This window comes from Methylobacterium sp. J-090 (genome assembly GCF_022829345.1).
In the GTDB taxonomy this organism is placed as follows: Bacteria; Pseudomonadota; Alphaproteobacteria; order Rhizobiales; family Beijerinckiaceae; genus Methylobacterium.
On record NZ_JAKSXV010000070.1, the window covers coordinates 64,469 to 78,253 of the forward strand.

General features: G+C 71.3%; 10 protein-coding genes. 7 read left to right on the top strand and 3 right to left on the bottom strand.

Annotation, left to right across the window (positions count from 1 at the left end; all coding sequences use genetic code 11):
• Window positions 1–99: 99 nt before the first annotated feature.
• Together MKK49_RS11040 and MKK49_RS11045 are read right to left on the bottom strand one after the other, a co-directional pair.
• Window positions 100–1,122 (bottom strand): substrate-binding domain-containing protein, encoded by a 1,023-nt coding sequence (locus MKK49_RS11040; protein ID WP_244028331.1) that lies wholly within the window; start codon window positions 1,120–1,122, stop codon window positions 100–102.
• Between the two features lie 76 nt (window positions 1,123–1,198).
• Window positions 1,199–2,365 (bottom strand): YncE family protein, encoded by a 1,167-nt coding sequence (locus MKK49_RS11045; RefSeq protein WP_244028332.1) that lies wholly within the window; start codon window positions 2,363–2,365, stop codon window positions 1,199–1,201.
• A gap of 221 nt (window positions 2,366–2,586) precedes the next feature.
• On the opposite strand from MKK49_RS11045, the gene MKK49_RS11050 reads away from it, so the two are divergent.
• Window positions 2,587–3,630 carry a zinc ribbon domain-containing protein gene (locus tag MKK49_RS11050; RefSeq protein ID WP_244028333.1) on the top strand — a complete coding sequence of 348 codons (1,044 nt, stop codon included), beginning with the start codon at window positions 2,587–2,589 and terminating at the stop codon, window positions 3,628–3,630.
• Between the two features lie 93 nt (window positions 3,631–3,723).
• On the opposite strand, the gene MKK49_RS11055 is transcribed toward MKK49_RS11050, so the two are convergent.
• The gene (locus tag MKK49_RS11055; protein ID WP_244028335.1) at window positions 3,724–4,554 is read right to left on the bottom strand and encodes a 3-keto-5-aminohexanoate cleavage protein; all 831 of its coding nucleotides are present in this window, start codon (window positions 4,552–4,554) and stop codon (window positions 3,724–3,726) included.
• Window positions 4,555–4,850: 296 nt separating this feature from the next.
• Between MKK49_RS11055 and hemP the strand changes: the two genes are divergently transcribed.
• From hemP to MKK49_RS11085, 6 genes are all read left to right on the top strand, one after another.
• Entirely contained in the window at window positions 4,851–5,063 is a 213-nt protein-coding gene (gene hemP, locus MKK49_RS11060; protein ID WP_244028337.1) for a hemin uptake protein HemP, read from the top strand.
• A 2-nt stretch (window positions 5,064–5,065) separates the two neighbouring features.
• Window positions 5,066–5,944 carry a hemin ABC transporter substrate-binding protein gene (locus MKK49_RS11065; protein WP_244028339.1) on the top strand — a complete coding sequence of 293 codons (879 nt, stop codon included), beginning with the start codon at window positions 5,066–5,068 and terminating at the stop codon, window positions 5,942–5,944.
• A 61-nt stretch (window positions 5,945–6,005) separates the two neighbouring features.
• Window positions 6,006–7,040 (top strand): FecCD family ABC transporter permease, encoded by a 1,035-nt coding sequence (locus MKK49_RS11070; RefSeq protein WP_244028350.1) that lies wholly within the window; start codon window positions 6,006–6,008, stop codon window positions 7,038–7,040.
• A complete protein-coding gene (locus tag MKK49_RS11075) occupies window positions 7,033–7,857 on the top strand; it encodes a heme ABC transporter ATP-binding protein (protein WP_244028341.1) in 825 nt (274 codons plus the stop codon). The genes MKK49_RS11070 and MKK49_RS11075 overlap by 8 nt, the downstream gene beginning before the upstream one ends.
• A 212-nt stretch (window positions 7,858–8,069) precedes the next feature.
• Window positions 8,070–10,223, top strand: a complete 2,154-nt coding sequence (locus MKK49_RS11080; RefSeq protein ID WP_244028343.1) for a TonB-dependent hemoglobin/transferrin/lactoferrin family receptor — start codon at window positions 8,070–8,072, stop codon at window positions 10,221–10,223.
• A gap of 401 nt (window positions 10,224–10,624) precedes the next feature.
• The coding region (locus MKK49_RS11085) for a beta strand repeat-containing protein (protein ID WP_244028345.1) at window positions 10,625–13,785 on the top strand (3,161 nt) is incomplete at its 3' end.

The following is a 13,785-nucleotide window of genomic DNA, read 5'->3' on the forward strand; positions in this document are numbered from 1 at the left end:
GGGCAACACGGACAGCTTGGATTGGCTCCAAGGTATCGCGCAAAAGCCTGATGATGAGGGGTGATGTCGCGGCTCCGCCCGTTCGGCGCGGAGCCGATGTCAGGGGCCTGAGCGCCGGTAGCCCGGCATCCGCTCCGCCCGTTCGGCCAGGGCTCGCGCGAGGTCGTCGAAGGCCGTTTCCGGCAGGGAAACGGCGGTGGCGAGGTAGTAGCGCTCCCAGCCGACGGAGAGGAAATCGAGGCCGAAGCGGTCGGCCGCCGCGCGGGCGCCCAGCCCGGCATCGGCCGCGCCGTAGGCGATGACGGCGGCGACGGCCTGATGGGTGAATTCCTCGGTGGCGTAGCCCTGGATGCTGGCCGCCGGAATGCGGTGCTGCTCCAGGAGGCGGTCGAACCAGACCCGGGTTCCCGATCCCCCCTGGCGGTTGACGTAGCGGACCCCGCGCCCGGCGAGATCCGCCACCGCGTGGATGCCGAGGGGGTTGCCGGGGCCGAGCATCAAGCCCTGCTCCCGCTCGAAGAGGGGTCGAACCCGGAAGCCCGGATCGCCGGCGATCTTGGCGAAAGCGGGTCCTCCGGCGACGAGATCGCGGGCGCCGCAATGGAACCCCGCCGCGTCGGCGCGCCCGTCCGCGAGGCGCGCGAGGGCGTCCTCGCTGCCGGCGACCGTGAGGGCGATTCCGGGCCAGTTCGCGCCGACTTCCATGATCAGCAGGTCGTGACTCGCCGCCACCGTGAGCGGGTGCACGTCGCCGCCCAGGACGGGCCCGAGGCGTGCCCGGAGGGTCCGTCCCTCGCGGGCCATCGGCGCCGCGAGGCTGGACGCCGCGGAGGCCAGGGCCTCGCGCAGGAGCAGGCCGGTCGGTGTCAGCGTACTGCCGTGCCCGCGCGTCTTCTGCACGAGCTGATGCCCGAACGCGGTCTCGAGCATCCGCAGCCGCTCCCAGGCCGCCCGGTAGGAGAGACCGAGCCCCGTGGCGATGCCCTGGACCGAGCCGGTTTCCGCGATGGCCTCGAGCACCGCGACGGCTTCGGAGACCGAGATGCGGTGAGGGCCGACCGCGATCGTGCCGCCGAGGCCGAGGTCGATGATCGGGGACGGTTCATCGGAAGGTTGCGTCATGTCGAGGCCGTCACACCATCTTTCCGAGGTCTCCGCAACGCGCTGGCGTGTGACCGGGATGTGGCCGGCGCGCCGCCTATCGTCCTCCAAGCGACGCCGGCTGGCCGGGCAGGTCCAGCCGGTAGCCCGTGTCGGCGAGGGCATCCCCGGTGACGCGATAGACGCCGAGCGTCCGATCGACGTAGTTGCCGATGTAGACGTAGGAACCGGACGGGCTGAAGACGATGCCCTGGGTCACCGCCCCGGCCGCCGCCTCCGCCACCCGCCGGACCGTGCCGTCGGATTTGAGGGAGAGCAGCGCCACGGCGCCGGTCGGCGTGTAGCCCGGCGCGCCGTGCGGCGCGCTCGCCCCGCGCACCACCGAAACGGCGGCGTGGCGGCCGTCGGGGGCGATGGCCAGCGCCTCCGGGGTGTCGCCGATGCCGAGATGGTCGATGACCACCGGTCGCGCCGCGTCGGCGCGGATGACGCTCACGCTGTCGGCGTGGCCGTCGCTCGGCTCGGTGCCGGTGTTGCCCGTGAGCGCGAGCGACCCGTCGGGCGTGACGGCAAGACCGTAGACGCCCGGGCCGACGGGGAGGTCGAGGCCGGGATCGTAGCGCATCACCGTTCCGTCGAGGGACAGGATTCCGATCCGGCCGGCCTTGTTCTTGGCGACGAACGCCCGCCGCCCGTCGGGGGCGAACGCCACTGCCGCCGCCTCGTCGCCGACATCGACGATGGCGACGGGACGCACGACGGTGCCCACGATGGTGAGCAGGGTTACGCTGCGGCCCTCGCGGTTGGCGATGAGGGCGCGGCCGCCGGTCCGGTCGATGGCGAGGCCGGAGGGCTGGCGTCCGACCCGAACCGTCTCGACGAGGCGCGGCGGGGCGGCGGTGAGGTCGATGACGTGGAGCCGGTCATCGGCATGTGCGTACCAGGCCGTGCCCTCCTGGCGCATGAGGACCGAACTCGCCACGAGCCCGAGGCGGCCGTCCGGCGTGACTCGAAGATTGGTCGGGGGTCCGTAGACGGAATTGTCGAGGGGCAGGGTGTGGGCGAGCCGGGGCCGCGCCTCGTCGCTCACGTCGAGGATGCCGACGGAATCGTGGCCGTTCGGACCGTTCCGGCCGCCCTCGGGCGCGAAGAAGGTCTTGCCGTCGAGCCCGACGAGGATGAAGGCCGGACCCTCGGCCGCCGACGCGGCGGAGGCGACCAGGAGGGCGATCACCCGGAGGGTGCCGATCAGGATTGGTCTCATGCTCCCTACATAGGGGGCGTTCGCCGGAAATCCCCCGATCCGCCCACCGCGACGGCCGGATCGGGCCCAGCCCACCGTCCTGCCGTCGATGGTGAGGGACGGGTCCGAGCCCGGATCGTGCGATCTTGCGGCGGACCGGCGGCGAAACCTGATACGGGTGGACGATCGAGGCGCCGGCCGGGCCGGGATCGTCCGGGTGACGCATCTGGGGGGATAGGCCGTTGCGATCCAGTTCGAGACTGTCCGAGCGGTGGTTCAATGTCGTCCTCTGGCTCGTGGCCCTCGCCTTCGCGGTGTTCCTCATCGGCCTCGGCGCCCTCGTCGTCGGTGACCTGCCCCAGGTCGAGCATCGCTTCACCCTCGCGCAGTTCCTCGACAAGGCGGAGGCGCAGGCGTCGACCGATGCCCTGAAGCGGATACGCCGGGAGCAGGACGACGTCCGGCGTCAGGCCGAGCAGGCGCAGCTCGCTCTGGACGCGGCGCGCTCCGCCTCGGAGGCGGCGCGGGAGACCTTCGCGAACTGGCTCAAGACCCGCGACGCCACCCAGCGCGTCGATCAGGACCCGGCCCTCGTCGCCCGCACGGAGGGGCTCGACGCCCTGAAGGCGGCGGAGCGCGCGGTCGAGGAGCGCCTCGAAGCGTTGAGCCGGTCCGGCCTGGACCTCTCCGAGCGCGAGGCGACGCAGGACGGCATCGAGGCGGAGCTGCGGGCGGTGGGCCAGCGCAAGCTCGACGCGGCCGAGGCCGACCAGGAGCTGCGGGTCTTCGGCTATCGCCTCGCCCTCACCCTGCCACTCCTGGCGCTTGCCGGATGGCTGCTGCTGAAGCGCCGTCACACCCGCAACTGGCCCTTCGTCTGGGGATTCGCCTTCGCCGCCGCCTTCGCCTTCTTCGTCGAGCTGGTGCCTTATCTTCCGAGCTACGGCGGCTACGTGCATTACGGTGTCGGCGTCCTCGCGACCCTCTTCGTCGGGCGCGGGGCGATCAACGCGCTCCACGCCTACAACGAGCGGCAGAAGGCGGCCGAGGCGCGGCCCGACGCGGAACGCCGCACGGAGATCGCGACGGACCAGGCCCTGCAGCGCCTGGCCAAGAAGGTGTGTCCGGGCTGCGAGCGGCCCATCGACCTTGCCAATCCGGCGGCGAACTACTGCCCCCATTGCGGCATCGGGGTCTTCGAGCGCTGCCCCGCCTGCGAGCATCGCAAGAGCACCTTCGAGCGGTTCTGCTCCGCCTGCGGCACGCCGGGGGCCACGCCCGCCTGAGTGTCTCTCACAAACCGCCCGCTGCGCCGCCGTGCTCAGGGCGAGAACCGGCGGTGACCGGGAGTTTCGCGAGGCACTCTGACGGGGGCCGGATCAGCCCGCGAGCCCCAGGATGGCGCGGGCCTCGGCGGGCTTGGCGACCCGCCGGCCGTGCCGCTCGACCGCCGCCACGGCGAGGCCCACCAGTTCGGCGTTGCTCGCGGCGAGCCGGGTCTTCGTGATGCGGATGTTGTCCTCGAGCCCGGTGCGGACGGCGTCCGCGCCGCGCGCCAGGGCCCAGTCCATCACCGGCGCCTGATGGCGGCCGATGCCGGCCGCCGTCCACGTCGCCCTCGGCAGCACGCGCCGCAACTCGGCGAGTAGGATGTCGAGGAGGTGTTCCTCGGCCGGCATGGCGTTCTGCACGCCCAGGACGAACTGGACGTGGGGCCGGTCGTCCATGAGCCTGGCCTCCGCGAGGCGCCCGGCGCCGTGCAGGTGCGAGAGGTCGAAGATCTCGATCTCCGGCCGCGTGCCGACGCGCCTCATCTGGGCGGCGAGATCCTGCACCAGGGTGGTGTGGTTCTCGTACACGATGGTGGGGAAGTTGACCGACCCCGTCGAGAGCGAAGCCATGTCCGGCGCGTGCCGGAGCGAGAGGCCACGGCTCGCCGGATCGCGCCCGCGCCCGCCGGTGGAGAACTGCACGATCATGCCCGGGCAGTGCGAGCGCAGGCCCGCCTGCACGGCGGCGAACCGCTCGGGATCGGAGGAGGGGCTCTCGTCGTCGTTGCGGACGTGGATATGGGCCAACGTCGCGCCGGCCTCGTAGGCGGCGTGGGTCGATTCGATCTGCTCGGCCACCGTGACGGGCAGGGCGGGGTTGTCGGCCTTGCGCGGCACGGAGCCGGTGATCGCGACGGCGACGACGACGGGCTGGCTCATGGCGTTTGTCTCCCGCGAATGGTGTGAGGCAGGGCTTTTCCCGCTTCGACCGGTGCGTGTCACCCCTCCAACGTCCTGGGGCGCACGGCCGTTCGGCGCCCGCCCTCCGTCCCGCGCGGCCGTGATATCCAGGGTGGGCTGCGGCGATTGCCCCGCGGACCGGATGTCGGCCCGCTCGACGGAAAGGCCTTTGTCTCGTCTGGCCTTCAATTGGGAAGGTCTTTATGGTGAGGGGACCGCATCGGTGCTTTAGATCGATTGTAAAAATTCCGATGACGACTTGGAATCATTACAAAATGTCCGACGTGAGCGACAGCGGCCGGGGCGATCACCTGCGGGATCGGCCGTCGGGCCCCCTGAGCGCCGGATTCGATCCTTCCGCGACGCCGGAGGCTGGCATCCCCTCGGGGGTCCTCCTGCAGGGCCGCCGCGAGATCGTCATCCTTCACGCCGGCGCCCACTATCGCCTCCGGGTGACCGCCAACGACAAGCTGATCCTCACGAAATGACGATGCACCGCCCCTTGCCCCCCTCCCGGCGCGCCCTGCTCGCGGGCGTCCTGGGCTGTGCCCTGGCGCCCCCCGCCCGCGCGGCGGCCTCCGCGACCCGCATCGCCTCCCTGGGCGGAGCCGTCACGGAGATCCTGTGGCGCCTCGGCGCCGGCCCGCGCATCGTCATCGTCGACACCACCAGCGTCTACCCGGCCGAAGTGCTGCGCGAGCGGCCGAACGCCGGCTATCTCCGGGCCCTCTCGGCCGAGGGCCTGCTCTCCGTCGGACCCGATCTCGTCATCGCCGCCGAGGGGGCCGGGCCGCCCGCCGTGCTGGCCCTGCTGCGGGAGGCCGGCGTGCCCGTGGAGATGGTCCGCGAGCCCCCCACCGCCGAAGGGGTTCTGGACAAGATCGCCACCGTCGGCCGCCTCGCGGGACTCGAGGCGCCGGCCGACGACCTCGGCCGCGCGGTCGCCGACCGGTTCGCCGCCCTCGGCCGGCAGCGCGCCCGCGTGGTGCGGCCGGTCCGCGCCCTCGTGGTGCTGTCGCAGACCGGCGGCCGCGTCATGGTCGGCGGTCGGGGCAGTACGGCGGACGGCATCCTGGCGCTCGCCGGCCTCGTCAACGCGGCGGACGGTCTCGAGGGGTTCAAGCCCCTCACCGACGAGGCCATCGTCGGCGCCGCCCCGGATGCCGTGATCATGATGACCACGGAGGGCCGGAGTCCCACTCCCGAGGCCGTGTTCGCGAGCGGGACGGCTCTGGGCCAGACGCCGGCCGCCGCCCGGCGTGCCCTCGTCGCCATGGACGGCCTCTCCCTCCTGGGCTTCGGCCCCCGGACACCCGAGGCGGCGGGCGACCTCATGCGCGCGGTCTACCCGGACCTGCCGCGTGACTGACGGTCCAGCGCCGGGCCGGCCCGGCGCCACTGTCACCCCCTCGCCGGGTCGGCCCGGCGCCATCGTCTTCGCGGGGCTCGGCGGGCTCCTCGTCCTCGCCGTCCTGCTCTCCCTCGGACTCGGGGCGGTGCGGATCGCACCGGGCCGCATCCTCGACATCCTCACCCCCGGCACGGTTGAGCCGGGCTTGGCGGAGCCGGGCTTGGCCCGCGACGCCCTGGTGGTGCTCAACATCCGCCTGCCGCGCACCCTGCTCGGACTCCTGATCGGCGCCGGACTCGCCGTGTCGGGGGCCCTCATGCAGGGGCTGTTTCGCAATCCCCTGGCCGACCCGGCCCTCGTCGGCGTCTCGGCGGGGTCGGGCCTCGCCGCCGCCGCCGTCATCGTCCTCGGCGACCGGCTCCTCGCCGGGGCCGGGCTGCCGGGACCGGTGCCCTACGCGGCGCTCCCCGTCGCGGCCTTTCTCGGCGGGCTCATGGTGACCCTCGGGCTCTACCGGATCGCCACGCGGGCCGGCCGCACCTCCGTCGCCACCTTGCTGCTCGCCGGCATCGCCCTGGGCGCCCTCAGCGGGGCGCTGACGGGCCTCCTCGTCTATGCCAGCGACGACCGGCAATTGCGCGACCTGACCTTCTGGTCCCTCGGGAGCTTGGGCGGCGCCACCTGGACCAAGGTGTGGGCGACGGCGCCGGCCCTGCTGCCCGTCCTCGTCCTCGTGCCGTTCCTGGGGCGGGGCCTCAACGCCCTGGTCCTCGGCGAGGCCGAGGCCTTCCACCTCGGCGTCGCGGTGGAGCGGTTGAAGCGCCTCGCCATCCTCCTCGTCGCCGTGGCCGTGGGAGCCGGCGTCGCGGCGAGCGGGGTGATCGGCTTCGTCGGCCTTGTCGTGCCGCACGCCCTGCGCCTCGTCATCGGCCCGGACCATCGCCGGCTGCTCCCGGCCAGTGCTCTTCTGGGCGGCGCCTTCCTGGTGCTGGCGGATGTCGCCGCGCGCCTCGTGGTGGCGCCGGCCGAGCTGCCCATCGGCATCGTCACCGCCTTCGTCGGCGCACCGGTCTTCCTGTGGCTGCTGCTCGGCAGGCCCCGCCAGGATGACTGAGCCCGCGCTCCTCGCCGCCCGCGACCTCAGCTACGCGACGGGCGGGCGCCGCCTCGTCGACGGCGTCTCGTTCGAGGCGCGGCCCGGAACCCTCCAGGTGATCGTCGGACCCAACGGGGCCGGCAAGTCCACCCTCCTGCGGCTCCTCAGCGGCGAGCTGCGGCCGACCCGCGGCACCGTCGCGTATGCGGGCGAGGCGGTGGCGGCGATTCCCCCCTGGCGGCTCGCGGCCCTGCGCGCCGTGCTGCCCCAGGCCGCCCACTTCGCGTTCCCGTTCTCCGCCGCGGAAGTCGCGCGGATCGGCCTCGACGGGATCGGTCGCGGCCTCGGCCGGCGGGACCGCGACGGGATTCTGGCCGACGCCCTGGCCCGGGCCGATGCGGGCCATCTCGCCGGCCGCGCCTACCCGACCCTCTCGGGCGGCGAGCAGGCGCGGGTGCAGTTCGCCCGGGTGCTCTGCCAGCTCGCGGCCGGCCGCACCCTCGCCGAGCGGCAGATGCTGCTTCTGGACGAGCCGACCGCCAGCGTCGATCTGCGCCACCAGGGCGCCCTGCTCGACGCCGCCCTGGATCTTACCCGGCAGGGCGTCGGCGTGATCGCGATCCTGCACGACCTGAATCTCGCCGCCGCCTACGCCGATGCGATGCTGGTGCTGGACGACGGCCGCCTCGTCGCCCACGGCCCCCCGACCGAGGTGATGCGGGACGATCTCATCGCGCGGGTCTTCGGCGTCTCCTGGCCCGTCGGTCGGGTTCCGTCGGGTGACCAGCCCTTCCTCCTGCCCCGCCGGAGTGTTGCTTGCCCGCAACGTCCGTGATCGATGACTGGGCCAATCTGGAACGTCTTGAAGAATTCCGGAAGGCAGATCGGAACGGCGACAATCTAGGGGGCCGCCGCCGCCGTTGACCGCCCACCATCCGGCCCGGCACTGGGAGATCAGCCAGCCAGCCCTTCGCCAGCCAGCCACGTCTCTCGACTGTGTCCCTGTTCGACAGTGCTCCTGTCGACATGCTCCTGGCGGATGCCTCCATGTCCCGATCGTCCCACCGCGCCTGGCTGGCGCTCGGCTGCTCGCTCCTCGCCCTGTCCGTGGCCCAGGCCCAAACGCGGGCCCAGACCGCGCCGCCGGTCCGTCCGGTCCCGGCCGAGGCCGATGTCAGCCTCGACACCATCTCGGTGACCTCGACCAAGACCCCCGGCAGCGCCGTCGATGCCCTCTCGGGCACGAGCGTGGTGACGCGCGAGCAGATCGAGCGGGTCCAGCCGAGCCGCCTGTCGGACGTCCTGCGCGACGTACCGGGCGTGACCACGCAGGAGAACCAGAACGATCCGGCCCAGGCGATCAACATCCGGGGCCTGCAGGATTTCGGCCGGGTCAACGTCCTCGTCGACGGCGCGCGCCAGGACTTCCAGACCTCCGGTCACAGCGCCAACGGCGTGTTCTACCTCGATCCCGAGCTCGTCGGCGGCGTCGACATCACCCGGGGGCCGACGGCGACCATCTACGGCTCGGGGGCCATCGGCGGCGTGGCGGCGTTCCGCACCCGCACCATCGACGACATCCTGGCCCCCGACGAGGTGGCGGGCGCCGTGCAGAAGCAGGGTTTCGGCACCAACGGCCAGAAATTCATCAACTCCACGGCCCTCGGCGCCCGCATCGGCACGGCGGCGGACGTGTTCGGGCAGTTCGTGTTCCGCAACAACGGACCGTACCGCGACGGCCTCGGCACCCTGGTGCGCGACACCGGCAACGAACTGACCTCGGGGCTGGCGAAGTTCAACCTCCGGCCCGCCGACGGGCACGAGCTCAGCGGCACGGCTTTGCTGCAGCGCTTCGACTTCGCCAATGCGGGCACCAGCAATGCCGGCGCGCGCTTCGCCAACGCGGTTCAGGCCGACACCTACACCCTGAGCTATCGGTTCAGTCGGCCGGACGTGCCGCTGATCGATTTCAGCATCAAGGGCTATTACACCACCACGCACAACGACCTGACCTTCCTGCAGGACACGGCCAGTGGCCTCTACGGCCGCCTCGGCACGCGGGCGGGCGACCGGATCACCTACGACATCGGCACGACGGGCTTCGACGTCCACAACACCGCGCGCTTCGACACCTGGGCGCTCGACCACGCCGTCACGGTCGGCGGCGATTTCGTCCGGAACGATGTCCGCACCACGGACCAGGCCGGCGGCTTCGGCGGCGCCTTCACGCCGTCCGGCCAGCGCAGTCTCGCCGGGGCCTTCGTGCAGGACGAGATCCGTTATGCCGGATGGCTCCGGGTGATCGGGGCGCTCCGCTACGACACCTACGACCTGTCGGGCGGGGCCTTCCGCTCCAGCGGTGACCGGATCTCGCCGAAGATCACCGTCGGCGTCTCGCCGTTGCCCGGGATCGAGGTCTACGGCACCTACGCCGAGGGCTACCGCGCGCCCTCGATCACCGAGACCCTGGTCCAGGGCATCCACCCGTTCCCAGCCTTCAGCATCCTGCCGAACCCGACCCTGCGCCCCGAGGTCGCCCGCACTGTGGAGGGCGGCATCAACCTGAAATACAATGCGGTCCTCGCGCCGGACGACGTATTCCGGGCGAAGGTCAACGTCTTCCGGAACGAGATCGACGACTTCATCAACATCCAGGCGGTGGGGCCGACCTACTTCGTGCCGGCCATCGCCGGCATCCCGGCCTCGATCTGCGCCCGGATGCCGGGGCGCTTCCCGTGCGTCATCCCGGTCCAGTCGTTCCAGTACCTCAACATCGCCCGGGCCGAGCTGTCGGGCGTCGAACTGGAGGGCGCCTACGATTGGGGCCGGGGCTTCGTCTCGCTCGCCGCCACCCACACGGAAGGCCGCGACCGGGCCACGCGCCAGAGCCTCATCACCGTGCCGCCGGACCGGATCAGCACCAGCCTGGGCCTGCGCTTCCTCGACGAGCGCCTGACGGTCGGCACCCGCCTGAACCTCGTCGACGCCCGCACCGACCTGCCTGCCGGCGCCACCATCCTGGCGACCAAGGCCTATGCCCTCGTGGACTTCTTCGCCTCCTACCGCGTCAACGACCGGATCAAGGCGGACTTCATTCTCCAGAACGCCTTCGACAAGCGCTACACCCAGTACCTCAACGCCCTGTCCAATCCCGGCCTCGTCGCCAAGGCGGCGATCAGCATCAAGTTCGCCACGCGGTGAGGCGGACGGCATCGACTCGGCCGACGATCCGGCCCGGACGCGGTCGTGGTCTTCGGCCATGGCGGAAAAGGATCGTCCGTCTCGCGATTGCCAATCTATCCCAACTTGAATGCGCAATTGAAACTATAAAGCTTCCTTTTTACCAGTCATGTATCCCCTGATTTGCCCCTAATAAGGAAAAAGTGTGATCGTTTTGCACCGTCGCGAGTCAAAGCCTCGGATGCGGTCGTCGGATGCTGAACTATTTTTTGACTCCCTCCGTGCACGGCGTAATCGTCCGCCATGTTCGCCGAGACTGCGAGCAACGAGCCAATAAAAAATACAAAAATTGGGGAGACACGATGTCGAGGCAAGGTCGGGTGCTGCGCCGCTCACTGATGGCGAGTGTTCCTGTGTGGAGCATGCTGATCGCCGAAGCATCGGCGGCGTGTCAGCCGGCTTCACCGGCCAGCGGGCAGACCGTGACCTGTGCCGATACGCAACCGACGGGCTTCATCGCGCCCGCCACCGCGACGGGTCTGACGGTCAACATCCAGCCGGGCGCCGTCATCGGTTCGCAGCAGACCGCCACCGGCACCAGCCCGAGCTTCACCAACGTGCGGGTGAACGGCACGAGCGTCGTCAACAACGCCGGCACGATCAGCAACACCGCGCCGCTGAACCGCGACAATTACGGCGTCAACCTGGCGGGTGACCGCTCGACCCTCAACAACACCGGCACGATCACCCTGACGGCCCCGGCCGGCAGCACCACGACGCGGGTCTACGGCGCCTTCTCGAGCGCGCCGGACGGCGCGCAATACGCCAGCACCACCGTCACCAATGCCGGCGTCATCGCGGTGACGCAGAACGGCAACGGCATCGCCCGGGGCATCTATTCCGGCGAGAACACCACCCTGTTCACGCTCAACAACACCGGCCTGATCTCGGCCACCCGCGGCACCTCCGCCACGGCCACGACCGCCGTCGTGGCAGGCGTCGATGCCGACGACGACACCGACCGCCTCGTGGTCAACAACGCCGCCGGCAGCCTGATCACCGCCACGGGCACCAACACCCGCGCGGTCTCGGGCCGCGCCGCCCAGTACGAGATCAACAACAGCGGCACCCTCACCAACACCACCGCCGGCGAGGCCGCCATCGCCACCTTCGCGGTGAATGCCGGCAATGCCGGCGACGCCACGGCCCCGCGCGCCTACAACACCGTCATCACCAACACGGCCACCGGCGTCATCAACGGCGATGTCCGCAACTTCGACCAGGATCTCCAGACCGCCGCGACGTTGGTGAACCTGCGCCGCACCGGCATCCTCACCAATGCCGGCACCATCAACGGCAACCTTGCCTTCGGCGGCGGCAGCCAGACCGTGACCAACACCGGCCGCATCACCGGCGGCCTGTCGTTCCTCGATGTCGCCGCCACCGTGAATACGGTGAACCTCGGCACCGGCTCCAGCATCGGCGGCAACATCACCGCGCAGGGCCTCGGCACGAACACCCTCAACCTGTCGGGCACCGGCACCCTCACCGGCACGGTCGCGGGTTTCACCAGCCTCAACCAGACCGGCGCCGGCAGCGCCTGGACCACCGCCAGCGGCTCGGTGCAGAACCTCTCGGGCAACCTGACGGTGGCGGGCGGCAATCTCACCCTCGGTGCCGGCTCGACCCAGACCATCGCCGGGCTGATCCAGGTGACGGGCGCGGGCGCGCAGCTCACCGTCAACAACACCCTGACCAACAAGACCGTGAACCTGTCGGGGTCGAACACGGGTCTCGTCAACAACGGCACCCTCGTGGGCATCGGTGCCGCGGGCCGCGCCAACACCGCCGCCACCCGCGTCTACGGCGTGCTCAGCAACTCGACCGGCGCGGACTTCGCCAACGTCGCGGTCACGAACACCGGCACCATCGCGGTGACCGAGAACGGCGTCGGCATCTCCCGCGGCATCTATGCCGGCGAGAACATCGCCTCCATGGCGATCACCAACGCCGGCACGATCTCGGCGACGCGCAACGGTACCGGCACGGCGGCGGTCGCAGCCATCGATTCCGACGACGATGTCGCGGCCCTTACGGTCAACAACCGCGCCGGCGGCCAGATCACCGCCACCGGTACGGGCGTGCGCGCCATCCAGGGCCGGGCTCAGGCCTTCACCATCGTCAACGACGGCGCCATCACGGGCCCGGCGGGCGGCCAGGCCATCGTGGTCTACGGCGCCGGCAACGCGACGCTCGCCAACAATGCCGGCGGCGTCATCACCGGCGACGTGCGCTTCACCGATGCCGACCCGCAGAACGCCACCACGGCGAACCGCCGCAACAGCACGACTACCAATGCCGGCCGCATCGTCGGCAACCTCCAGTACGGCATGGGCAATCACACCCTGACCAACACGGGCGCCATCACCGGCACCATCGCCTTCGCGGATGTCGCGGCGAGCCGGAACACCGTGACCCTCGGCACCGGCTCGACCATCGGCGGAGCCATCACCGCCACGGGCCTCGGCATCAACGCCCTGAATCTCACGGGCACCGGCACGCTCGCGAGCAACGTCACGGGCTTCACCACCCTGCGGCAATCGGATGGCGCCTGGACCCTGGCCTCGGGCTCCACCCAGAGCTTCTCGGGCGGGGCGACCGTGGCGGGCGGTGCCCTGACGGTGAATTCCACCCTCAACGCCAGCACCATTGTCGGCGCGGCGGGCACCCTCGCCGGCACCGGCCGTGTCGTCGGCACGCTGACCAATGCCGGCATCGTCGCGCCGGGCTCGGCCGCCGCACCCTCGGGCACGCTGATGGTCGCGGGCAACTACGTCCAGCAGGCCAGCGGAACGCTGCAGAGCGCCGTCAGCGCCGACGGACAGGCCGCCCGCCTCGTCGCCACCGGCACCGCCACCCTCGGCGGCACGGCGAGCCTCATCGCGGCGGCGGGCACCTACCTGCCCAACACCCGCTACACCGTGCTGACCGCCGCGGGCGGGGTGAACGGCAGCTTTGCCAACGTGACCGACAGCGGCACGCTGCCCTTCCTCATCCGCGCGATCGCCTCCACCGACGCCAACAACGCCTACGTGACTCTGGCGCAGCAGAGCTTCGGCCTCGTGGCGCAGACGGCGAACCAGGCCAACGTCGCCCGGGGCCTCGATGCGGCGCTCGCCAACAACCCGCAGGCGCTCCTCGTCATCGACAACCAGAGCAATGCCGGGATCGCCGCCACCCTCGACCGGGTCGCCGGCCAGGGCTACGCGTCGCTGGCCGACCCGCAGCTCCGCTCGGGCCGCGCCTTCAGCAGCCAGCTCCTGTCGCGGGCCTATGCGGCCAGCACGGAGGCCGGCCCGACGGGCTTCACCCTGCCGCCGACGGTCTACGCCGCCGACATGCCGAACCGCGCCCCCGTGCCCGCCCCCCGGTTCGTCGAGACGAGCCGCGGCTACGGCGTCTGGGCCACGGGCTACGGCCAGTTCGGCTCCGTCGATTCCACCGCCAACGCGGCGGGCCGCTCCGAGACCGTCGCCGGCATGGCGGGCGGCATCGACTTCCACCCGCAGGTCGGCACGGTGCT